Origin of the sequence: Candidatus Palauibacter polyketidifaciens (genome assembly GCF_947581785.1) — a bacterium.
GTDB classification, from domain to species: domain Bacteria; phylum Gemmatimonadota; class Gemmatimonadetes; order Palauibacterales; family Palauibacteraceae; genus Palauibacter; species Palauibacter polyketidifaciens.
The window spans coordinates 37,066-59,576 of the sequence record NZ_CANPVO010000019.1 but is presented as its reverse complement, the minus strand read 5'-3'; the positions used below and the strand labels follow the sequence as shown (position 1 = coordinate 59,576).

General features: G+C 69.5%; 16 protein-coding genes. 11 read left to right on the top strand and 5 right to left on the bottom strand.

What is annotated here, in order from left to right:
• The first annotated feature begins 9 nt into the window (after positions 1 to 9).
• The 6 genes from RN729_RS06140 to RN729_RS06115 all read left to right on the top strand — a co-directional run bounded on the left by RN729_RS06140 (position 10) and on the right by RN729_RS06115 (position 9,932).
• Positions 10 to 2,523: a DUF1592 domain-containing protein gene (locus tag RN729_RS06140; RefSeq protein ID WP_310782799.1), complete on the top strand. Its 2,514-nt coding sequence runs from the start codon at positions 10 to 12 to the stop codon at positions 2,521 to 2,523.
• Positions 2,523 to 3,914 carry a DUF1552 domain-containing protein gene (locus RN729_RS06135; protein WP_310782798.1) on the top strand — a complete coding sequence of 464 codons (1,392 nt, stop codon included), beginning with the start codon at positions 2,523 to 2,525 and terminating at the stop codon, positions 3,912 to 3,914. The genes RN729_RS06140 and RN729_RS06135 overlap by 1 nt, the downstream gene beginning before the upstream one ends.
• On the top strand, positions 3,914 to 5,686 hold the full coding sequence (locus RN729_RS06130; protein ID WP_310782797.1) for an ankyrin repeat domain-containing protein: 1,773 nt from the start codon (positions 3,914 to 3,916) through the stop codon (positions 5,684 to 5,686). Before RN729_RS06135 ends, RN729_RS06130 begins: the two co-directional genes overlap by 1 nt.
• 73 nt (positions 5,687 to 5,759) lie before the next feature.
• Entirely contained in the window at positions 5,760 to 7,331 is a 1,572-nt protein-coding gene (locus tag RN729_RS06125; protein WP_310782796.1) for an acyl--CoA ligase, read from the top strand.
• A gap of 13 nt (positions 7,332 to 7,344) precedes the next feature.
• Positions 7,345 to 8,325: a 2-dehydropantoate 2-reductase gene (locus tag RN729_RS06120; RefSeq protein ID WP_310782795.1), complete on the top strand. Its 981-nt coding sequence runs from the start codon at positions 7,345 to 7,347 to the stop codon at positions 8,323 to 8,325.
• Positions 8,326 to 8,357: 32 nt separating this feature from the next.
• Complete coding sequence (locus tag RN729_RS06115) at positions 8,358 to 9,932, top strand: D-aminoacylase (protein ID WP_310782794.1); 1,575 nt, start codon at positions 8,358 to 8,360, stop codon at positions 9,930 to 9,932.
• Positions 9,933 to 9,938: 6 nt separating this feature from the next.
• Here the strand turns inward: RN729_RS06115 and RN729_RS06110 are convergent, their stop codons facing one another.
• Together RN729_RS06110 and RN729_RS06105 are read right to left on the bottom strand one after the other, a co-directional pair.
• Positions 9,939 to 11,630, bottom strand: coding sequence for a hydantoinase B/oxoprolinase family protein (locus RN729_RS06110; RefSeq protein ID WP_310782793.1), 1,692 nt, complete (start codon positions 11,628 to 11,630; stop codon positions 9,939 to 9,941).
• The gene (locus RN729_RS06105) at positions 11,627 to 13,735 is read right to left on the bottom strand and encodes a hydantoinase/oxoprolinase family protein (RefSeq protein WP_310782792.1); all 2,109 of its coding nucleotides are present in this window, start codon (positions 13,733 to 13,735) and stop codon (positions 11,627 to 11,629) included. The genes RN729_RS06110 and RN729_RS06105 overlap by 4 nt, the downstream gene beginning before the upstream one ends.
• Positions 13,736 to 13,896: 161 nt before the next feature.
• Here RN729_RS06105 and RN729_RS06100 point away from each other — a divergent pair, with 161 nt between their 5' ends.
• Positions 13,897 to 14,331, top strand: a complete 435-nt coding sequence (locus tag RN729_RS06100) for a VOC family protein (RefSeq protein ID WP_310782791.1) — start codon at positions 13,897 to 13,899, stop codon at positions 14,329 to 14,331.
• A gap of 17 nt (positions 14,332 to 14,348) precedes the next feature.
• Positions 14,349 to 15,092 carry an ion transporter gene (locus RN729_RS06095; protein WP_310782790.1) on the top strand — a complete coding sequence of 248 codons (744 nt, stop codon included), beginning with the start codon at positions 14,349 to 14,351 and terminating at the stop codon, positions 15,090 to 15,092.
• A 1-nt stretch (position 15,093) separates the two neighbouring features.
• Here RN729_RS06095 and RN729_RS06090 read toward each other — a convergent pair whose 3' ends face one another.
• Positions 15,094 to 16,593 (bottom strand): Nramp family divalent metal transporter, encoded by a 1,500-nt coding sequence (locus RN729_RS06090; RefSeq protein ID WP_310782789.1) that lies wholly within the window; start codon positions 16,591 to 16,593, stop codon positions 15,094 to 15,096.
• Positions 16,594 to 16,857: 264 nt separating this feature from the next.
• Here RN729_RS06090 and RN729_RS06085 point away from each other — a divergent pair, with 264 nt between their 5' ends.
• The 3 genes from RN729_RS06085 to RN729_RS06075 all read left to right on the top strand — a co-directional run bounded on the left by RN729_RS06085 (position 16,858) and on the right by RN729_RS06075 (position 19,486).
• Entirely contained in the window at positions 16,858 to 18,723 is a 1,866-nt protein-coding gene (locus RN729_RS06085; protein ID WP_310782788.1) for an amidohydrolase, read from the top strand.
• 124 nt (positions 18,724 to 18,847) lie between these two features.
• Complete coding sequence (locus RN729_RS06080; RefSeq protein ID WP_310782787.1) at positions 18,848 to 19,057, top strand: type II toxin-antitoxin system VapB family antitoxin; 210 nt, start codon at positions 18,848 to 18,850, stop codon at positions 19,055 to 19,057.
• A gap of 21 nt (positions 19,058 to 19,078) precedes the next feature.
• Positions 19,079 to 19,486 (top strand): PIN domain nuclease, encoded by a 408-nt coding sequence (locus RN729_RS06075; protein ID WP_310782786.1) that lies wholly within the window; start codon positions 19,079 to 19,081, stop codon positions 19,484 to 19,486.
• A 40-nt stretch (positions 19,487 to 19,526) separates the two neighbouring features.
• Here RN729_RS06075 and RN729_RS06070 read toward each other — a convergent pair whose 3' ends face one another.
• On the bottom strand, positions 19,527 to 20,000 hold the full coding sequence (locus RN729_RS06070; protein ID WP_310782785.1) for a thiol-disulfide oxidoreductase DCC family protein: 474 nt from the start codon (positions 19,998 to 20,000) through the stop codon (positions 19,527 to 19,529).
• The gene (locus tag RN729_RS06065) at positions 19,997 to 22,345 is read right to left on the bottom strand and encodes a choice-of-anchor B family protein (protein WP_310782784.1); all 2,349 of its coding nucleotides are present in this window, start codon (positions 22,343 to 22,345) and stop codon (positions 19,997 to 19,999) included. Before RN729_RS06065 ends, RN729_RS06070 begins: the two co-directional genes overlap by 4 nt.
• Positions 22,346 to 22,511: the final 166 nt, after the last annotated feature.

Below are 22,511 nucleotides of genomic sequence, written 5' to 3'. Positions count from 1 at the left end.
GCTTCGGCCATGCGAACATCGCTCTTGCTGCTGGTTGCAGCGGGTGTTCTCCCGAGTTCAGCCATCGGTCAGGAGGCCGACGGGGCGCGGGGTGCCGAACATCCCCCGGCCAGTTGGCCGCAGCCGATCGCACCGCTGACCGCGCCGACATCGGCTCCCTCCGTCGACACGCTCTCCGTCGAAACGGCCCAGGCGGTCGTGGCCGGAACGTGCATGCGCTGCCACAACCCCAGGCGGGTGAGCGGGGGCATGTCGCTCGAAACCTTCGAGGTGACGTCGGCCTCCGACAATGCCGTGATCGCGGAGCGGATGGTGCGGAAGCTGCGGGCCGGGATGATGCCGCCGGTCGGCGTCCGCCGGCCGACCCCTGACAGCCTGCGCACGCTCGCGGCCGTCCTTGAGTCCCGCCTCGACGCGGCATGGGAGGCGAACCCGAACCCCGGACGGCGGACCTTCCAGCGCCTGAACCGGGCCGAGTACTCGCGCTCCATCTACGATCTCCTCGACCTGGACATCGACGCCGGCGACTATCTGCCGCTCGATACGAAGAGCGCGAACTTCGACAACATCGCCGACGTGCAGTTGCTCTCCCCGACGCTGATGGACGGGTATCTGCGCGCGGCGAGCGAGATCAGCCGGCTCGCGATCGGCGACCCGGAGGTCACGCCGAGCGAGGCCACCTTCCGGGTGTCGCGCTGGACCTCACAGGCGGAGCACGTCGAGGGCACGCCGTACGGGAGCCGGGGCGGCGTCGCGGTGGACCACAACTTCCCGGCCGACGGGGAGTACGCCTTCCGCGTCTCCTTCCATCACGAGACGACCGGCGCCCTGTTCGGGAACGGGAAGGGCGCGCTGCACACGACGGACGAGCCCGAACGGATCGAGATCTCGGTCGACGGCGAGCGGGTCGCGCTCCTCGACATCGACCGCTGGATGCACGTCTCCGATCCCGACGGTGTGAACCTCCGGACGGATCCCGTGTTCATCGAGGCGGGTCCGCACCGGGTGGCGGCCGCCTTCATCCGCACCTTCGAGGGGCCGTCGCAGGATCTGATGTCGCCGCACGACTGGTCGATTGCGAGCACGAGCATCACGGACGCGTACGGGTTCACGACGCTGCCGCACCTGCGTGACCTCGCGGTGACGGGGCCCTTCGCCCCGGCGGGGATGTCGTCCACGCCGAGCCGCGAGCGCGTGTTCTCGTGCCGTCCCTCCACGCCCGAGGAGGAGGTCCGGTGTGCGGAAGCGATCCTCTCGCGGCTGGGGACGAGGGCCTACCGCCGGCCGCTGACGGACGACAACGTCGCCGCGCTCATGAACCTGTACCGCGCCGGGGCGGGAGCGGGCGGGTTCGAGGAAGGGATCCGGCTCGCGCTGGAGGGGATTCTCGCCAGCCCGCACTTCGTCTTCCGGTTCGAGGAACGTCCCGCGCGCGAGGCGGACGGGGTGTACGCGCTGGACGACTACGATCTCGCCTCGCGGCTCTCCTTCTTCCTCTGGGCCACGGGCCCCGACGACGAACTGCTGGCAGTTGCCGCGGAGGGTCGGCTCTCCAACCCGGCGGTGCTCGACGTGCAGGTGCGCCGCATGCTGGCGGATCCGCGCGCCGAGGCGCTGGCCACGCGTTTCGCGGGACAGTGGTTCCGGCTGCAGGACCTCGAGGGCATGAACCCCGACGTCCGCCTCTATCCGGACTTCGACCAGCAGCTCAAGGAGGCGATGCACCGCGAGACGGAACTCCTCTTCCACACGCTGGTGCAGGAGGACCGGAGCCTGCTCGAACTGCTGACGGCCGATTACACGTTCGTGAACGAGCGCCTGGCGCGGCACTACGGCATCCCCGGCGTGACGGGAACGGATTTCCGCAGGATCGAGATCCTTGAACGGGAGCGCCGCGGCGTGCTGGGGCACGGCAGCGTCCTCACTCTCACCTCGCACGCGAGCCGGACGTCTCCGGTGCTGCGAGGGAAGTGGGTGATGGAGGTGCTGCTGGGGACGCCCCCGCCTCCGCCCCCGCCGGATGTCTCCGATCTGGAGGCGACGCCGGAGGCGGAGGAGGGCCGCCTGCTCACGGTGCGGGAGCGGCTGGAGATGCACCGCGCGAGCCCGGCTTGCCGTTCGTGCCACCGCGTGATCGACCCGATCGGTCTCGCGCTGGAGTACTTCGACGGGACGGGGGCGCGGCGCATCAAGGACAGCGGAAGGCCGATCGAGGCGCAGGGCGAACTCTACGACGGCACGCCGGTGACGAGCGCGGCGGACCTGCGCGCGGCGCTTCTGGCCCGGCCGGTGCCGCTCGTGCGCGCGTTCACGGAGAACCTGCTCGCCTACGCGCTGGGCCGGCGGGTCGATTACTACGACATGCCGACCGTGCGGTCCATCGCGCGGCAGGCCGCCGAACAGGACCACCGCATGTCCGCGTTCATCCTCGGCGTGGTCAACAGCCCGGCCTTCCGGCTGAAGGGGACCGAGGCCGTGGTCGACGACATGGGGGCGGAAAGCCAGGGATCCCAGGAGGACTGATGGAGTTCATCACAGGGAAACACCTCTCTCGCCGCACGTTCCTGCGAGGCGCGGGGGCGACCGTCGCTCTGCCGCTCCTCGACGCGATGGTGCCGGCGGGCCGGCTGTGGGCGCGTGAGGTCGCGGATCCGACGCGGCTCGTCTGCATCGAGATGGTGCATGGCTCGGCGGGCAGCAGCGGGTTCGGGGCGGCGCAGAACTACTGGTCTCCCGCGGCGACGGGCCGGGCGTTCGACCTGTCGCCGACCGCGTTGAGTTCGCTCGAGCCGTACCGGGATCTTCTCACGATCATCAGCGATACGGACGTCGAGCCGGCCGAAGCCAGACAGCCGAAGGAAATCGGGGGCGACCACTTCCGGTCGAGCGCGACGTTCCTCACCCAGGCGCATCCGAAACAGACGGAGAGTTCGGACGTCTTCGTGGGAACCTCGATGGACCAGTTGTACGCGAACCGGTTCGGGCAGGACACGCCGATCCCGTCCATGCAGCTCTGCATCGAGAACGTCGACCAGGCGGGGGGCTGCGCGTACGGGTACGCGTGCGTTTACACGGACACGATCAGCTGGTCGTCGCCGACGCAGCCGCTTCCGATGATCCGGGATCCGCGGGTCGCCTTCGACCAGCTCTTCGGGGCGGGCGGGACGCCGGAGGCGCGTGCGGCGCGGCAGCGCTCGAGCGCCAGCATCCTCGACTTCCTCACCGGCGAGGTCGCGAGCCTGAAGGGCCGGCTCGATCCTTCCGACCGGCAGCGCATGGACCGCTACCTGGAGAACGTGCGGGAGATCGAGCGCCGTATCCAGCGGGTCGTGGCGCGCAACGAGTCCGGCGAGAACCGGGACCTTCCGGAGGCGCCGGCGGGCGTGCCCGATTCGTTCGACGAGCACGTGAAGCTGATGTTCGACCTGCAGGCGCTCGCGTTCCAGGCGGACATGACGCGCGTGTTCTCGTTCAAGATGGGACGGGACGCGTCGGGGCGGGTCTATCCGGAGAGCGGGATCGACAACGGCTTCCATCCGGCATCGCACCACGGTGACAACGAGAACAACATCACGGACTTCGCGCAGATCAACCGCTACCACGTCGGGCTCGTCCCGTACTTCCTCGACCGCCTGAAGGAGTCGATGGAGGGGGACACGCACCTGCTCGACAAGACGATGATCGTCTACGGGTCGCCGATGGGGGATCCGAACGTGCACAACCACAAGCGGTGCCCGCTCTTCGTGGTGGGCGGCGCGCACGGAAGGATGGAGGGCAACCTGCACCTGCGGGCCGCGCCGGGGACGCCGATGGCGAACGTGATGTTGAGCCTCATGCATCGGCTCGGGATGGACGACATGACGAGCTTCGGGAACAGCACCGGGTCGTTCTCCTTCGCGGAGGCGGCGGACTGATGCGGCGCGCGCGATCGATCGTCTTCGCGGCCGCGGCGCTGCTCGCGCTGGGGGCGGCGGCGCCGGCCGGGTCGCCGACCGGGCCGGATGCTCCGGTGGCCGATGCGGCCATGCGCGGCGACCTGGACGCCGTGCGGTCGCTGCTCGTCGCGGGCGAGGACGTGAACGGCGCCCTGGGCGACGGCATGACGGCACTCCACTGGGCCGCGATGAAGGGGCGGCTCGACGTGGCCGAGGTGCTGATCGACGCGGGCGCGGACCTCGAGGCGGGCACGCGGCTGGGCGGGCACACGCCGCTCCACGTAGCGAGCCGGGCGGCACACGGTCTGCTTGTAGGGGCGCTGCTGAAGGCGGGAGCGGACGCGGACGCGGCGACCTCGACCGGCGCGACCGCGCTGCACTTCGCGGCCTCGGCCGGGTCGCCGGAGGCGGTTGAGGCGCTGTTGCGCCACGGCGCCGATGCGGACGCCCGGGAGCCTGAATGGGGCCAGACGCCGCTCATGTTCGCCGCGGCGGCGGGCCGCGCCGGCTCGGTGAGTGCCCTCATCGACGCGGGGGCCGACGCCTCGCTCACCGCGTACGTGCTCGACATCGTCGCCCGGGACGCGTGGGACCAGCTCGACCGCCGCGAACGCAATGCCCGCGTGGCCGCGCTCCGGGCCGGCCGTACGCCGCCGGCCCCGTCACGGCGCGAAGCCGCCCCCAAGCCCACCGCCGGCCCCGGCCCCGGCCTCCAGACCGTGCGGCTCGAGGACCCCGAGGAGCCCACCTGCTCCGGCTGCCTGGGCAACTACGCCGACCTCGTCGGCACGCACGGTGGGTTGACGGCGCTGTTGCTCGCGGCCCGCGAGGGCCATCGCGACGCGGCGCTGGTCCTGCTCGACAAGGGTGCGGACATCGATCAGCGGAGCGCCGCGGACGACACGACCCCGCTGCTCATCGCGATGATCAACGGACACTTCGATCTCGCGATGGAACTCTTCGCGCGCGGCGCCGATCCCAACCTCGCGAGCGACGCCGGCGCCACGCCGCTCTACGCGGCGCTCAACATGCACTGGGCGCCGAAGGCCCGGCACCCGCAGCCCACCGACGTGCACCAGCAGGAGTGGTCGTACCTCGACGTGATGCGCACGCTGCTCGAAGCGGGCGTCGATCCGAACCCGCGGCTGAAGAAGTCGCTCTGGTTCACGACGTACAACCGCGACCTGCTCGGCGTCGACCGCACCGGCGCCACGCCCTTCTGGCGGGCCGCGCACGCGCTCGACATCGAAGCCATGAAGCTGCTCCTCGAATACGGTGCCGATGCCGCGACTCCGACGGCGAAGGTTCCGGAGCGGCGTTACCGCCGCGGCGGAGACAACATCGATCACTCCGGTCTCGACCCGATCCCCGTCGGCGGTCCGGCCGTCCACCCCATCCATGCGGCGGCCGGCGTCGGCTACGGGCAGGGTTTCGCCGGCAATTCCCACCGCCATATACCGGACGGCTGGCTCCCCGCCATGAAGTTCCTCGTCGAGGAGCTCGGCGCCGACGTGAACGCGCGCGACCACAACGGCTACACGCCCGCCCACCACGCCGCCTCGCGCGGCGACAACGAGATGATCCTCTATCTCGTCGAGCAGGGCGCCGACGTGACGCTCGTGGCCCGCAACGGCCAGACGACCGTCGACCTGGCCAACGGGCCGGTGCAGCGCGTGCAGCCGTTCCCGGAGACGATCGCTCTGCTCGAGAGTCTGGGGGCGAAGAACAACCACCGCTGCGTCTCCTGCTGAGCTTACGCGGTCGGCTGTCCGTGCCGAGAACCTTCAACCAAGCCCGGCGACGTCAGGCCGGCCTGACCTGACCATGCCGGATACCGTCACCGTCTGGGAACTGCTCGCGGGCGGTTCGGGGGAGAGTCCCGCCATCGACGCCCCCGGCCGCGATCCGCTCGACTTCACGGGCCTGCGCCGCCAGGTCGAAGAGACCGTGACCGCCCTTAACCGGTTCGGCATCGGGCGGAACGATCGGGTGGCGATCGTCCTCCCCAACGGGCCCGAGATGGCCTCCGCCTTTGTCTCCGTGGCGTGCGCGGCCACGGCTGCGCCGCTGAACCCCGTCTACCGGCAGCCGGAATACGAGTTCTATCTCTCGGATCTCGACGCGAAGGCGGTCATCCTGGAATTCGGGATCGACTCGCCGGCGCGGGCCGCGGCCGTGGAACGGGGGATCGCGATACTCGAGTTGTGCGTCGACCCGGAGGCGCCGGCCGGAACGTTCCACCTGGCGCGGTCGCGCACCGGCGGGAACGGGTCGGGCAGCGAGGGCCCCGAGAACGGGACCCCGGCAGCGAACGCCCTCCGGGGCGGCCTCGCGGAAGAGGACGACGTCGCCCTCATCCTGCACACCTCCGGGACGACCTCCCGGCCCAAGATCGTGCCGCTCTCGCACCGGAACGTGTGCGCCTCGGCGCACAACGTCGCGCACACGCTGCGCCTCACGGCCGCCGACCGCTGTCTGAACGTGATGCCGCTGTTCCACATCCACGGGCTCATCGCCGCGGTCCTCGCCCCGCTCCGCGCTGGCGCCTCGATGTTCGCCACGCCCGGTTTCAACGCGCTTCGTTTCTATGCGTGGCTTGATGAGGCGCGGCCGACCTACTACTCGGCCGTTCCCACCATGCACCAGGCGATCCTCGTGCGCGCGCCAAGGAATCGGGACGTGATCGAACGGGCCGGCCTGCGCTTCATCCGCTCGGCCTCGGCTCCCCTCCTGCCGCAGGTGATGGCGGAACTCGAGGCGACGTTCGGCGTGCCGGTCATCGAGTCGTACGCCATGACCGAGGCCGCACACCAGATGACGAGCAACCCGCTCCCCCCCGCGGTGCGGAAGCCGGGGACGGTGGGTGTCGCGGCCGGCCCCGAGGTGTCGGTGATGGCCGAGGCGGGCCGGCAGCTCCTGCCGGCGGGCGAAGTGGGCGAGATCGTGATTCGCGGCGCGAACGTCACGCGGGGATACGAGAACAACCCCGCGGCGAACGCCGAGGCGTTCACGGATGGGTGGTTGCGCACGGGCGACGAGGGCGTGATGGATGCCGAGGGATACCTGAGGATCACGGGTCGTCTGAAGGAGATCATCAACCGCGGCGGGGAGAAGATATCGCCGCGCGAGATCGACGAGGCGATCCTCGACCATCCCGCGATCCGCCAGGTGGTGGCGTTTGCGGTGCCGCACCCCAAGCTGGGCGAGGAGGTCGCGGCCGCGGCGGTACTCCGCCTGGGCATGACCGCGACGCCGGAGGAGATCCGGGCGTTCGCGGCGGACCGCCTCGCCGACTTCAAGGTGCCGCGGAAGATTCTCATCATGGACGACATCCCCAAGGGTCCCACCGGCAAGCTCCAGCGCATCGGCATGGCCGAGAAGCTCGGCCTGACCTGACCGCCGCCGGCTGATGCGGATCTGCATCTACGGGGCCGGCGCGATCGGGGGATACCTCGGCGCGCAGCTTTCTCTCGCGGGGCGGGACGTCACCCTCATCGCGCGCGGCCCCCACCTGAAGGCGATGCGACAACACGGCGTGCGGCTGCTGATCGACGGCGAGGAGCGTGTCGCGCACCCGGTCTGCACGGACGATCCGTCGGAGGCGGGGCCTCAGGACTACGTGATCGTCACGCTCAAGGCGCATTCCGTCCCCTGGATCGTGGAGCCGATGCAGCCGCTGCTCGGGCCCGACACCGCCGTCGTCATGGCGACGAACGGTCTCCCGTGGTGGTACTTCTACGAACTCGAGGGACCGTGGCGGGACCGCCGCCTCGAGAGCCTCGACCCCGGCGGCGTGCAGTGGGACGGGATCGGTCCGGAACGCGTGATCGGCTGCGTCGTGTATGCGGCCACCGAGGTGTCGGAACCCGGCGTCATCCGGCACCTGAAATACAACCGGTTCACGCTCGGCGAGCCCAGCGGCGAGAAGACCGAACGCGTGCGGCGGCTCGCGAAGGCGATGATCGAAGCCGGCTTCCGGGCTCCGGTCCGGGGGATCCGGAACGAGATGTGGGTGAAGCTGTGGGGGAACCTCGCCTTCAACCCGATCAGCGCGCTCACGCTGGGGACGCTGGGGACCATAGCCGGAGACCCCGACACGCGCGCGGTCGCGAAGGCGATGATGCTCGAAGGACAGGCCGTGGCCGAAGCCCTGGGCGCCCGCTTTTCGATCGACATCGAGCGGCGAATCGAGGGGATCGCGGCCGTGGGCGAGCACCGTACCTCGATGCTGCAGGACCTCGACAAGGGTCGTCCGATGGAGATCGACGCCCTCGTCACGGCAGTCCAGGAGATGGGGCGCATGGTCGACGTCCCCACTCCCACGATCGACGTGGTCCTCGCCCTGGTCCGCCAGCGCGCCCGCATCGCCGATGCCTACCCTCCGGGCTAGAACCCGAGCGTCACGACGAGCGACCCGATTCCATGAGCCCTGACCTGGTCATTCGCGGCGGTCTGGTGTTCGACGGCACGGGGGCGGAGCCGGTCAGGGCCGATGTGATCGTTCACGAGGGCCGGATTACCCACGTGGGTGCCGTCGAGGCGGAAGCGGCCACCGAGCTGGACGCCCGCGGTCTCGCCGTCGCGCCCGGCTTCATCGACGTGCACAGCCACTCCGACTACACGCTACTCGTGGACCCGCGGGCGGTCAGCGCCATCCACCAGGGCGTGACGACGGAGGTCATCGGCAACTGCGGTCATGGCTGCTTTCCGATCAGGGATGCGGAGTTGTCGAGCCGCATCATCTACGGCTTCGACGGCAGCCTGCCGCTGGACTGGTCCACGCCCGCCGCATATCTGGATCGGCTCGAGGAGGCCGCACCCGCCGTCAACGTCATGACGCTGGTCCCGAACGGGCAGCTGCGCCTGGCCACGCTGGGACTGGAGGGCCGTCCGGCGACGGACGACGAAGTCGCGGCCATGACGCGGCTGCTGGAGGAGGGGCTGGAAGCGGGCGCCTGGGGCTACTCCACGGGTCTGGAGTACGCGCCGGAGCAGGGCGCCGGTGAGGCGGAGATCACGGAACTCGCCCGGGTCGCGGCGCGGCGGGGCGGCTTCTACGCGACCCACACGCGGGAGCGCGAGGACCGCGCCGACGAGGCGGTGGCCGAGGCGATTCGCACTGCCCGCCACGCGGGCATCCGACTCCAGGTTTCCCACCTCGCCCCCAGAAGCGGGCCCGACCAGACGAAGCGCTGCATCGACCTTGTGGACGCCGCCAGAGCCGCGGGCGACGACATCGCGTTCGACATGCACACGCGCCTTTTCGGCCTGACCTTCCTCTACGCGATGCTCCCCCCGCAGGTGCTGAACGCGAGCCCGAAGGACCAGGCACGACTGCTTGAGACGCCTGAAGTTCGGGCGCGGATCGGTGCCCATAAATCCATCATCACGGGGCTCGAAGACTGGGGTCGGATTTACCTCGCGGACAACGAGGTCTGGCCGGAGATGGCGCGCCTCGATTTCGAGGAGATCGCGCGCCGCCGGGGCACCACGGCCCTCGACGCCGCCTGTGACCTTCTCCTCGACAGCATCGGCGCTGAAAAGGCTCCCATGGTGCTCCTCCGCGCCTATTCGGAGGATCAGCAGGAGGACGTGTTCTCCCATGAACTCTGCGTGCCGGCCTCCGACGCCACGGCGCTCGCCCTGACCGGACCGCTTGCGGGCGCCTCCTTCATGGGCGCCTACACGTGGGCCTCCTGGTTCTGGCGCTTCATGGTCCGGGAGACGGGTCGGCTCACGCCCGAGGAGGCGGTGTATCGGCTCAGCGGCCTGCCGGCTGAGATCGTCGGCCTCCCGGATCGGGGTCTGCTCAAGCCGGGCATGCGCGCCGATGTCGTCGCGTTCGAACCGGAGACGTTTGCCGACACCGGCACCACCTTCGAACCCAACCGGCTCGCGACGGGCATGCGCCACGTCGTGGTCAACGGCACCGTCACCCTTCGCGACGGGGCCCTCACCGGCGAACGGGCCGGCGCCGTGCTGCGAAAAGGGGCTTAGGCCGGCTCAGTCGCCTGTAATGTCGACGCCGTAAAGGTCGCGGGCCGCCGCGCGGGTCAGCTTCCCCTCCCGAACGTCCCCCAGCACGGCGACCGGGTCCCGCTCGCGCGGATCGCCGTAGCCGCCGCCGCCCGCGGAGACCATGCGGAAGATGTCGCCTCTTCGCGCGATGAAGCTCTTCATGGGCATCGTCGGCACCTCGTGCTCGCCGTCACGGTCGATCAGCGTGTTGGCCGACGGTACGCCGGGATGGCCGCCGGCGATGCCGTACGGCGGGTAGTCGCGGCGGTCGGTGCGGATCGTGAATTCGGAGCGCTCGGCGAGGAAGCGGAACTCCCGCACCGACGCGAGGCCGCCCCGGTGTTTGCCGGCGCCGCCGGAATCGGGGACCAGTCCGTACCGGGTGACCTCGAGCGGCAATTCCGCCTCGATCAACTCGACCGGCTGGTTCGAGAGGTTGGCCGCGGGGTTGGAGATGCCTTCCACGCCATCCCGCGCGGCCCGGGCGCCCCAGGTACTGACGAGGACTTCGGTGAGCACGAACGGTTTTCCCTCGTGGTGGCCGCCCACCGAGAACAGCGTCGGCCCCCCTTCGCAGCCGGCGATGACGAGTTCCGGCACGGCTTCGGCGATCGCGCCCATGATCGCGTCGAACACCCGATAGCCGATCACGCCGCGGGCGGCGCACGCGGCGGGCTCCACCGGGTTCACGATCGTGCCCGCGGGCGCGCTCATGCGGATCGGGCGCATGTAGCCTTCGCAGTTGGGGACGTCGTCCGTGGCCAGACAGCGGATGGCGCAGTACGCGGCGGAGCGGACCATGGCCATCGGGCAGTTGATCGCGGCCAGGACCTGACCGGCCGAGCCCGCGAAGTCGAGCGCGATCATGTCCCCGTCCACCGTCACCGTGACCGCGATGGGGAGCGGTTCCGGGTCGTCCCCCACCCCGTCGATCCAGTCGACGAAGCGGTAGGTGCCGTCGGGGATGCGCGCGATCTCGGCACGCATCCGGGTTTCGGCGAAGTCGTGGAGCTCCTCCAGGTAGGTCTCCAGCTCCGTCACGCCGTATCGGTCGACAAGCTGGCCGAATCCCCGCTCCGCGATGCGGCACGCCGCGAGCTGGGCCCGCAGGTCGCCCAGCACCTGGACGGGGGAGCGGGTGTTCTTCTCGATGATGCGGAACAGCTTCCGGTCCGGTTCCCCCGCCTCGTAGAGCTTGAGCAGCGGCAGCCGCAGGCCCTCCTGGTAGATCTCGGTCGCGTGGATCGCGACGCTCCCGGGCGCGATGCCGCCGACGTCGCTGTGATGAGCCATCGTCGCCGCGTATCCGTGCACCGCCCCATCGACGAAGAGGGGTTGGATGACGTAGAGGTCGGGCAGGTGTTGGCCGCCCGAGCCGTAGGGATCGTTGCAGATGAAGATGTCCCCGGGGGCCATGTCGTCGCGGAATTCGCGCAGCAACACCTCCATGACGTCCGGGAAGGAACCGAGTTGAACCGCCAGCGTCAGCCCCTGTGCGACGACCTGTCCATGGCGGTCGCAGACGGCCGTGGAGTAGTCCATGGCGTCCCGCACGACCGGCGAGTAGGCGCTCCGCAGGACGACGAGCGCCATCTCGTCGGCGATCGACGAGAGCGCGTTGCGCACGACCTCGAAGGTGATGGGATCGATCTTCCGGCTCATGGGCGCGCGGGTCATGGGCGGGTGTCCACGTCGATGTCGATGTTGCCGAAGGCGTCGAGCCGCGCCCGGCAGCTGGGTGGCACCACGCAGGTGGCGTCGTACTCCTCCACGATCACCGGCCCGTCGCGCCAGTCCCCCGTGAGGTCGGTGCGTGCCACAACGGCCGTCTCGAGGGTGCCGTCCGCGGGTCCGAAGTAGACGTCGCGAGGCGCCCCGAGGGTCGCGGGCGGCGCGGGCAGCAGTCGGCGGCTCGGCTCGGTCGCGTCGACGGCCACCCGGGCCAGCACTTTCACGTTCACCAGGTCCACGGGGTCGCCCTCCGATGGATGCCCGTAGGTGCGCTCGTGCTCACGGTCGAAGGCACGCGCCATGGCCTCGAGGTCCGGCGTGCCGGGGGCGACGGGGACCGTGAGTTCGTACGCCTGCCCCGCGTAGCGCAGGTCGGCCAGCCGCTCCACCGTCACCGCTTCGGCGGGGAAACCATCGGCGATCATCGCCGCGCGGGCCTCCGCCTCCAGGCTGTCGAAGGCGGCGGCCACCGCGTCCGCATCGGCACCCTCGGCCCGGATCATGACCGTCTGGATGAACTCCTGCTCGGCATCCGAATAGAGAAGGCCCAGGGCGCTGAACACGCCGGGCACCGGCGGCACCAGGACCCGGCGGATCTGCAGCGCGCGGGCGATCTCCACGCCGAGCACGGGTCCGTTGCCGCCGAAGGCCGCAAGCACGAAATCGCGCGGGTCCCGTCCGCGGTATGTCGTGACCGCCTTCACGGCCCGGGTCATGGTGGAGCAGGCGAGGGCGAGCACCCCGTGAGCGGCCTCCGCCACGGGGCGGTCCAGCGGCCGGGCCACCTTCTCCTCGAGGACGGCAAGCGCCTTCGCCGTGTTCAGGGGCAGGCTCCCGCCGACCAGGTAACCCGGGTTCAGGTAGCCGATGGCGACCAGTGCATCGGTAAGCGTCGGATCCACTCCGCCCAGGTCGTAGCACACCGGGCCGGGTACGGCGCCGGCGCTCTGCGGGCCCACGCTCGTGTGGCCCACGCCGTCGACCCGGCAGATGCTGCCGCCCCCCGCACCGATCTCCGAGACGTCGACGAAGGGGAGCTTGACGGGATAGCCGCCGCCCTTGATCAGCTTGCTCGACAGGTTGATGCCGCCGCCCACCTCGAACTCGGTCGTCTTGGCCGCCTGGCCGCCTTCGACCATGGCCGCCTTGGCCGTCGTGCCGCCCATGTCGAAGGAGATCAAGTTGTCGAGCCCCGCGCCGCGGGCGAGGCGGGCGCAGGCCATGACCCCGGCGGCGGGCCCGGATTCCACCATGCAGGCGGGTTTGCGCCCGGCCGCCTCGACGGACATGACGCCGCCGCTCGACTGCATGATGTGCACCGGACAGTCGACGCCCAGCTCCCGCAGCCGGTCCAGCAGCGTCTCCATGTAGCGCTGGACCACGGGTCCGATGTAGGCGTTCACGACGGCGGTGCTCGTCCGCTCGTACTCCCGGATCTCCGGCAGGATGTCGGAAGAGCAGGTAATGTAGAGGCCGTTCGGAAACGCCTCCCGCAGATGCGCCGCGACCTCCCGCTCGTGGGCGGGGTTCGCATAGGCGTGGAGCAGGCTCACCGCCGCCGCCTCCACCCCCTCGCGCCGCAGTTCCGCGACGGCCGCGTCCAGACTCGCCGGATCCAGCTCCCGGCGCACGGCCCCGTCGGGACCGAGGCGTTCGTCCACCTCCCGGCGCAGGTGGCGGGGCACGAGCGGCGGCGGCTTTTCGTACTGAAGGTCGTACATTACCGGAATGCGCAGCCGCCGCATCTCGAGCACGTCGCGGAAGCCCCGCGTCGTGATGAGGCCCGTCCTCGCGCCCTTCTGCTCGAGGATGGTGTTGGTGGCGACGGTCGTGGCGTGGACCACCGAGGTGACATCGCCCGGGGCGGCTCCGCAGTCGGCGAGCGCGGCGGCCACACCCTCGGCGATACCGCGGCTGTAGTCCTCCGGCGTGGACGAGACCTTGCGGGCCACCATGCGCCCGTCGTCTCCCAGCAGGACCACATCCGTGAAGGTGCCGCCGACGTCCACGCCGACGCGGATTCCCATCCGTGCGCCTTTCGTACGATTCACGTAACCATCCCACGCGCCGCGGGCACGTCCCGACGGCTGCGGGCTGTCGCCCCGAACTGCAGACTGCATCAGATTCGGGAGCTTGACGATGTGCAAGTCCCGCTCATGGCGTGGCGCGGCTTTGCCACGCCCCGTCAGGAGGGACACGCCAGGAGGAACACATGATCGATCCACCCAAGGGCTGGCCGAGGATCACTCCCGCCGTGTTCTACGACGACGCAGGGGCGGCGATCGATTGGCTCGCGGACGCCTTCGGGTTCGAGGTGCGCGAGAGAATCGAGAACGAACAGGGACAGGTCGTCCATTCCCAGCTCGCCCTGAACGGCGGACTCATCATGGTTGGGCAGGCCGGGCTCACGCCGGGCCGAACCTACCCACGGTCCCCGCGGGGAGCGGATGGCGCGAACACGCAGTCGCTCATGGTCTACGTGGACGACGCGGACGCTCACTGCGAGCGGGCGCGGGCCGCCGGCGCCGCGATCACGACCGAGCCCGCCACGCAGGACTACGGCGAGGACTACTGGTCCGACCGGAGCTACGAAGTCCGGGACCTCGAAGGTCACTACTGGTGGTTCGTGCAGCGACTGCGCGGATAGCGGCCCCGGAGTTGCCGATGAGCATACGCGATGTCGTGAAGGGTTCGGGCGCGGGGTCCGGTCGCTGGTTCGACAAGAGCGTCTTCTTTCTCATCATCGCCTCCCTCCTGGCGATGTCGCTGTCCACCCTCCACCAGTTGCCTCCCGCCTGGAAGTCGGCGCTCGCCGTCTGCGAAATCGTCATCGTCGTGCTCTTCACGATCGAATACGCCCTGCGGATCATCGCGGCGGAGCACAAGTGGTCCTTCATCCGCAGCTTCTATGGAATCGTCGACCTCGTCGCCATTCTTCCGTTCTACCTCTCGCTCCTGTCCGTCGGCATCGACCTCCGGGCGGTGCGCGGCCTGCGGTTGCTCCGCGTCTTCCGGCTCTTCGAGATCGCGCGATACAGCACGGCCGTCACGAGACTGATGAACGCCGTGAAGTACGCGCGCAACGAGGCGCTGGTGTTCCTCTTCGCCACGCTGGTCCTGCTGTATATCGCGGCGCTCGGCATCCATCACTTCGAACACGAGGCCCAGCCCGAGAAGTTCGAATCCGTGTTCCACAGCCTGTGGTGGGCGGTCGTCACGCTGACGACCGTGGGCTACGGAGATGCGTACCCGGTCACGGTCGGAGGCAGAATCTTCACGTTCATCATATTGCTGTGCGGGATGGGAATCGTGGCGGTGCCCGCCGGACTCGTCGCGACGGGCATGTCGCGAGCGGCGGAGGAGGATGATCGGCGGCGGCGGGCCGGGCGGCCCGAGGGCGACGGTTGAGTCAGGCGCCGAAGAGGGGGATCCGGAACACGCGCGCGAAGATCAGGATCACGCTGAGGCCCGTGAAGATGAACAGGCTCAACCCCCCGAACCAGCGTGCGAACCAGGACGGGTAGAAGAGTTCGTCCTCCTTCGGGATCACCTTGAGGCAGAAATAGAGGTTGAAGAAGTAGATGACGGGCGCGACGAAGAAGGCGAGCGCCGAAGCCACGAGCACGAGAAACACGGGGCGCGGGTCGAACGCGATGTAGAGGACGGAGGCGATGAGCGAGTAGAACATCGTCATCCGATAGATGTTGTACTCGGAGTTCCAGGTCCGCCGCCGCTCCGGATCGGCTCGATCCTCGGATGATATCCCGTGCAGGCGCGCCGTCGTGCGGAAGAGGTTCCGGCAACAGGCGCCGACGATGCGGGGCCATCCGTCGAAGTAGTTGAAGGCGGTGGAGTACGTGGCCGCGAGCGCGCCGAGGATGAAGATCATCATCATCCACGGTCCCACGCTGAGCGTGAAGATGCCCGCGATCTCTCCCATGACGGCGCGTCCCTCGATCGGACTCGGATAGAGCCACACCGCGGCGAGAAGGACGAAGATCGCCGCCAGCACGAAGGAGATGATGTGGCCGGTCCGGAAGTCCCAGAGCCCGATCCGGAACCAGCGCCGGCAGTACTCCCGCGCGTGCGGGGACAGCCGCGCCGTATCGACCGCGAGGTCGGAGGCGGGCGAGGTGAAGGGGTCGAAGCGGGGTGCGACGCCGGTCGCCTCGAGGTGGGGCCGGACCTTGCTCATGCCCGCGCGCTTCGCCTTCCCCCACTCCGACGCCTGCAGCGAGACATCGATGCCGGTCGGCAGGAGGCCGAGGAAGCCCGCGATCACGAGCCACGACCCATCGGGGATCTCGAAGAGGAAGAAGTTCCCCATTTCGGCGAGCGGCGCCGGCTGGACGATGTAGACCGCGACCGATGAGAGGACGAGGACGCCCGCAAGCGCCTTCGTGGTGTTCTCCACGGCCTTGTAACTGCCCCGGAGGATGATGCCCACGGAGAGCACGCCGAGCAGGGCCGCGTACGCTTCGAGCGGAATGGGAAGGCCCAGGTATTCGCTGAACAGGTAGTAGACGACGGCCGCCGCGGCGATCAGACGCCCCGCCTGACCGATGGCGCACTGGATGAGCGTCGTCACCATCACGTACCAGAGCGGCCACTTCCAGCGTGCCGTGGCATAGGCCTCGAGCAGACTCTTCCCGGTGGCATTGGTGAACCGGAAGGCCATCTCGAAGCCGTAGTACTTGAAGATGTAGGCGACGGGCAGGCACCAGAGGAGGGCGTAGGCGAACCGGCCCCCGGCAGTCGGCGCCGTCACGACGTGACTCGTTCCGATCCCCGTCATCATGAGGATCAGCCCGGGGCCGAAATGAGCGAGCAGATCGCGCGGCCTGAGCGACGGGAGGGTGAAATCCTCCGGATTCAATCCGTCGTCGGCCTTCGTTTCGCGATCGGACAAGCCGGGCCTCCCTTTCAGGGACCACTGCGTCACGCCGGTGCCTTTCAGGCCGGACACGGAAGGTACAAGGGACATCGCCCCCTGCCGAGAGGGTCGGCGATCCGCGCGCGGGCGCGGCTCAAGACGTTCCCGCGGGAACGTGGCCGAAAACGGGATGGGAAACAGCCGCAGTGGAAAGGCGCCGGGATCGGACCTATCGTCACTGGCAGCCACGGGCTGCCAGACCGTTGAGGACAGGCGCGGCCCAGCGAAGCGGAGGTGCGAATGTCTGCGATCCATCCCCCGGTGCGCCGCGTCTGCTGCGCCCGGACCCTGGTCTTCGGCGCGGCGACGGTATTCGCGGCGGCGTGCGGCGGAAGCGGTCCCGGCGAGCCGGCGGATCTCGTCCTCCTGAACGGAGACGTGTACACGCTCGACGAGGCTCGGCCCGCCGCGGAGGCGATCGCGGTCCGTGGCGAGCACATCGCCCTCGTCGGGTCGAACGCACAGGCGCAGGCGCTGGTGGGCCCGGACACGCGGGTCATCGACCTGGATGGCGCCTTCGTCTCGCCCGGCTTCAACGATGGCCACGTCCACGTCGAGAGCACGGGTGCGCTCATCGTGGGCGTCAACTTGCTCGAGGTCCACGAGCCGGAAGGGTTCCGCGAGGAGATCGCGCGCGCGGCCGAACGCCTGGCGCCCGGCAGCTGGATCACGCGCGGCGACTGGGGCGCGTACGAGGAGTGGGAGGTGGGGTCGACCGGCCGCGAGGGCGAGGACGGCGCCGCGGAGGCCGGCGATGCGGGTGCCGGCGGGCCGTTCACGCCGCACCGCGACCTCATCGACGACGTGACCCCGAATCACCCTGTCCTCGTCAACCGCTTCGACCGTTCGATGTACCTCGCGAACAGCCTCGCGCTCGAGATGGCGGGCATCACCGACGCCACACCGGACCCCCCGCGCGGGAGGATTGCGAAGGACGAGGACGGCCGGGTCACGGGCATCCTCTGGGGCTCCGCCGTCGACCTCGTCCGCGCCGCCATCACGCCCAAGTCGTTCGAGCAGCGTCTCACCGAGATCCGCGCCGTGCTGCAGGAGGCCCGCGAGGGCGGCGTCACGACGATCCAGGACATCACCTCCTCCGAGCAGTTCCGCGCCTACCAGGAACTGCACGCCCGCGGCGAACTCACCGCCCGCATCAACATCCGTCCCTCGCTCGACAACGTGACGCACACCGGCGGGCTCGGGATCACCCGCGGCTTCGGCGACGACTGGCTCCGCTTCATCGGCTACAAGGCGTGGGTCGACGGGATCATGGGCGGCTCCAGTGCGATGTTCTACGAGCAGTACGACCATGCGCCCGGCAACTTCGGGATCGTGCGTCAGATCATGCTTCCCGAGGGCATCGACGGCCTCGCCCTCTCCCTGACCCGCGACCAGAACTACGCCGAGTTCCCGAAGGGGAACCTCCAGCGGCTCATGGAGGAGGCGGTGCCCACGGGACTCCCGCCCCACATCCACGCGATCGGAGACAAGGCCGTGAAGATCCTGCTCGACCTGTTTGAGACCGTGTTGAGCGAGCACGACATGATCGAAGCGGACCACAGGTGGCGGATGATCCACGCGCAGGTCGTGGAGGAGGCGGACTTCCACCGTTTCGGCGAGCTCAACCTCGTGGCGGAGGTGAACCCGTACCACATCTCGGACGACATGCGCTGGATGGAGGAGAGGATCGGCGGGCGGTCCCGCGGTGCCTACGCGTTCCGGTCGCTGAAGGACGCGGGGGCGGTGCTCGTGTTCGGGAGCGACAGTCCCGGGACGAACGCGGCCCGCTACTTCCTCCATCCGCGGTACGGACTGTACGCGGCGGTGAGCCGGCAGACGCTCGCGGGCGAGCCGGCCGAGGGGTGGTTCCCGGAGCAGCGGCTGACGATCGAGGAGGCGATCGAGGCCTACACGCGGAACCCGGCGTGGGCCTCGTTCGAGGAGGACGTGAAGGGAACGCTGACGCCGGGCAGGCTGGCGGACATCGCCGTGTTCGACGTGGATCTGATCGAGGCCGGCCGGAACGATCCCGCGCGGCTCCTCGAGGCCGAGGCGCTGTACACGATCGTCGGTGGCCGCGTCGTCCACGAGCGCGGCGCCCCGTAGAGGACCGGCCGACGACACCCCCTGAGGGACGACGCGAGACCGCATGATATCTTGACGTTCTTGGGATGGACATATCAATCGTCGTGGGTTGTATATCTTCCCGCGGTGACCAGCGAGTGACCGAGTGAGAAAAACCAGCGTCGAAATCGACGACGGGCTCATCGAGCAAGTGCGGATCCTCCTTGGGACGTCTTCCATCAAGGAGACGATCGACTCCGCCTTGCGTGAAGTCCTGCGGCGGGAGGCGCGACGCGAGGAGATCGAGGCCCTGACGACGATGGACGGGCTCGAACTGTCGAACGAGAAGGTCATGGCCGGCGCCTGGCGTTCCTGAACCAGGCCGGGTCGAACGCGAGTGCCTTATCTCATCGACAAGAGCGCGCTGGCCCGCATGGCCCATCCCCGGGTCCACGCACGACTCACGCCGGTCATCGAGGCGGGCCAGGCGACGACCTGCGCCATCATCGACCTTGAAGTTCTCTATTCCACTCGCAATGGCGAGGAGCACGGGCGAGCGCGGGCCCGGCGTACCCTGGCGTACCGTCACGTGCCACTCACGGAAGCGATCTTCCAACGGGCCATCACAGTGCAGGGACTGCTCGCCGGCCGGGCGCAGCACCGGGTGCCGATCGCTGACCTGATTATTGCCGCCGTTGCTGAGGCCTCGAACCTGACCGTTCTCCACTACGCTGCGGATTTTGACACGATCGCGGCCGTCACGGGACAGGTTACCGAGTGGGTGGCCCCACGGGGTTCCCTGTAGGACTGCAGGAGCGGTTTGAGGTCGTAAACGGTTTGACGACCTACTCCTCAGCATCGACGAATCGCCGGCTCTCCTCGTTCCGGGGCAGTTCGCAGGCCGTCTCCTTCCCGAACCAGCGGTAGCGGTTCCGGGCCACGAACCGGTAGGCGAGATCGCGCAGCGGGGCGGGGATGACCAGGAAGACCGCGAGCAGCGGCCATCCACCGTCGAGTCCCGCCGCGATGCGAAGCGCGGCTCCGCTCCGCACGTGGGTGCGTCCGTTCGCGACGAGCATCAGGGATGCGGGCGGTTCTCCCGCTTTCGGTCGCGGCGCGCCGGCGCTTGCGAGAATCCTCCGGGCGGCATGGGACTGGAGCGCGGCAAAACGGAAGCGGCCCCGCCTGTCCCGCGGGATGATGAAGCGGACGGCGCCCGCACACAGGTTGCAGACGCCGTCGAAGAGGACGACGGGGCCCTCCGGACCCGGGTCGTCGGTCCGGGGGCTCCGGTCGCCGGTTCCAGCCGCCTGGTTCACGGCACGAGGCGGGGTCTCGCCATGTTCTTGAGCAGGAAGAGCCCGTCACCCGTCCCCGTCACCGCGATCGTCCCGCTCTCGAAGTAGGGGTAGTTGCTCCACGACGCGCCCCCCTGGTAGGGCGAGGTGTCGAAGAAGCCGATCTCGACCGGGTTCTCCGGGTCCGAAATGTCGAGGACGCGGAAGCCGGCGGAGTAGTTCGACTGGTACATGAGGTCGCCGACAACGTAGAGGTTGTGATCGGTGGCCGTCGTCTCCGCGATGTACTCGGTGACGAGAATCGGATCGTCGAGGTCCGTCACATCCCACACCAGCGTGCGCGTCCCCTCCACAAGACCCTGCGGCTCATCCCCCTCGTCGTTCATGTAGAAGTAGCGGTGGTCGTCGGTGAGCCAGCCCTGGTGCGCGTACGCGACGTTCGGATAGTCGATCGTGGCGAGACCGACCGGCGCGTCCTTGTCGCTCACGTCCGCGATGTTGAACGCCGTCTCGTTCGAACCCAGGCAGATCTCCTTGCCCGCGTGTTCGGTGTCGGGGCCGCGGTAGATGACGCACTGCGCATCGTGCACGTAACCCGTGCCCCGGCGTCCCGTCCCCTCCTGCGCGAAGCAGCCGGCGAAGACGGGCTGGGCCGGCTCCGAGAGATCGATCATGTGGAGGCCGCCGCCGCAGGTTTCGCCTCCGCCGCTGTTCCCGACGGCATAGGCGAAGCCGGTCTCCTCGTTGATGACGATGTTGTGGGCCGAGTGAATCCCGTCATAGAGGAACGTCTCCCCGAAGGTCACGGGTTCCGCCCCCACGTCGCGCAGCTGCCGGAGGTCGAACACCTGCACGCCGTGCTCGAGCGCCGCGTCCGCGACGATGTAGGCGTGGTCGCGGTACACCTTGATGTCGCGCCAGATCATGTGCCGCGACCCCTCGGTGGCGGGCAGGTCGCCGAGGAAGCGCGGGTGGTACGGGTCGCTGACGTCGACGAACGACGTGCCGTCCGTACGGCCGACGATCGCGATCTCGCGCCCCGTCTCCGGGTCGGTCCAGCCCCAGATGTCGTTGACGCGCGTGGCCCGGGTGCCGCCGAGATCCTTGATCGGCATGAAGGCGGTGATGTTCACGTCCCGGCACTCGAACACATCCGCGTGCCCCTCGCTGCACTCGATCTCCTCGCCGGCGATCGCGGGGAAGCCGCGGTAGTCGTTGACGAGCGTGCCGCCCTCCTCCCAGGTGCCGGCGGCCGAGCGCTCGTAGACGACGGCGGCGCCCGCCCCGGAATCCATGCCGGTCGCGCCGACGACGAGGTGGTCGCCGGAGACGTGGGCCGCGCCGGAGAAACCGGAGCGGTCGCCCAGAGGAGACCGAAGGAGGATGGACGCGTCGCTCCACTCCCCGGCCGCATCGCGCCGGTAGGCATACAGGGTGCCGGCGCCCATGCCGCTGCCCGAAGCCCCGATGAGGATGTCGTTGCCGTCGAAGCCGAGGGAGGACCCGAACTGCGCGTTGGGTTCGGGCAGGAGCGGGCCGAGGCGGGCTTCCATCGCCCAGCCGTCCGCCCCGCGAGAGAAGGCGAACACCGCCCCGCCGCTCTCCCTGAGCCTCGGAGCGCCCACGAGGGCGAAGCCGTCCCGAACGGCGAGCGAGGCGCCGTAGCCGCTGCGCTCCGGCAGCGACGCGGCCTCGAGCGTGCCCTCGGCCATCCACGCCCCCGCACCGTCGCGCTCGAACGCGAACACGACCGGCGGCGCGTCACCCGCGTCCCGCGTGCCGACCAGCAGCGTCTCGCCGTCGAAGGCCAGCGCTGCGCCGAATCCCTCGGTCGCCACGTTCTCCCTCCGCCGCAGCGCCATGCCCGCGGATGCGGTCCCGTCAGAGTCGAGCGTATACGAGAACACCGCCCCTCGTCCGTCGTCCGCTCCGGGGGAGGACACGATCGCGACGCCCTCGGCCAGGGCGATCGCGCTCCCGAAGGCCGCCGCGCCCTCCGGCGCATCGAGCCGGTCGACCTGCTCCCAGCCCCCCGCTCCGTCCGCGAGGAACACGTACACCGCGCCGGCCCCGTCCGCTTCGAGCGGCGCGCCCGCCCACAGCCAGTTCCCCCGCGTGGCGATCGCGCGGCCGAACCCATCCGGGACGCGCACTTCGTCGGAGACCGTGACCCGCCCCGTCTCCGCCCAGCCCGAGGCCGTGCGGCCGTAGATCCACACGATGCCGGACATCGTGCCGTTGCCCGCCTCGCCCACCAGCACCTGGTCGCCGCTCAAGGCCAGCGCACCGCCGAACTGCTGCGCGCCCACGACCGCCGGACCCGCCAGCGCCAGCCCCGCTGCCACCAAAAGAATTCGCCGATTCATGAGATCCCTCTCCCGAAATTCCGTCCTGTCATCGATGACACATGCAGACGACCATCGCATGCAAGCTGCGTTCCCACCGGGCGGAGACGCCAGCGCCCGCGCCGGCACCACGCCGGCACGCACGCCGGCGTCCGCGCCGCCCCGATGGTTTCCTTCCCCACATTCC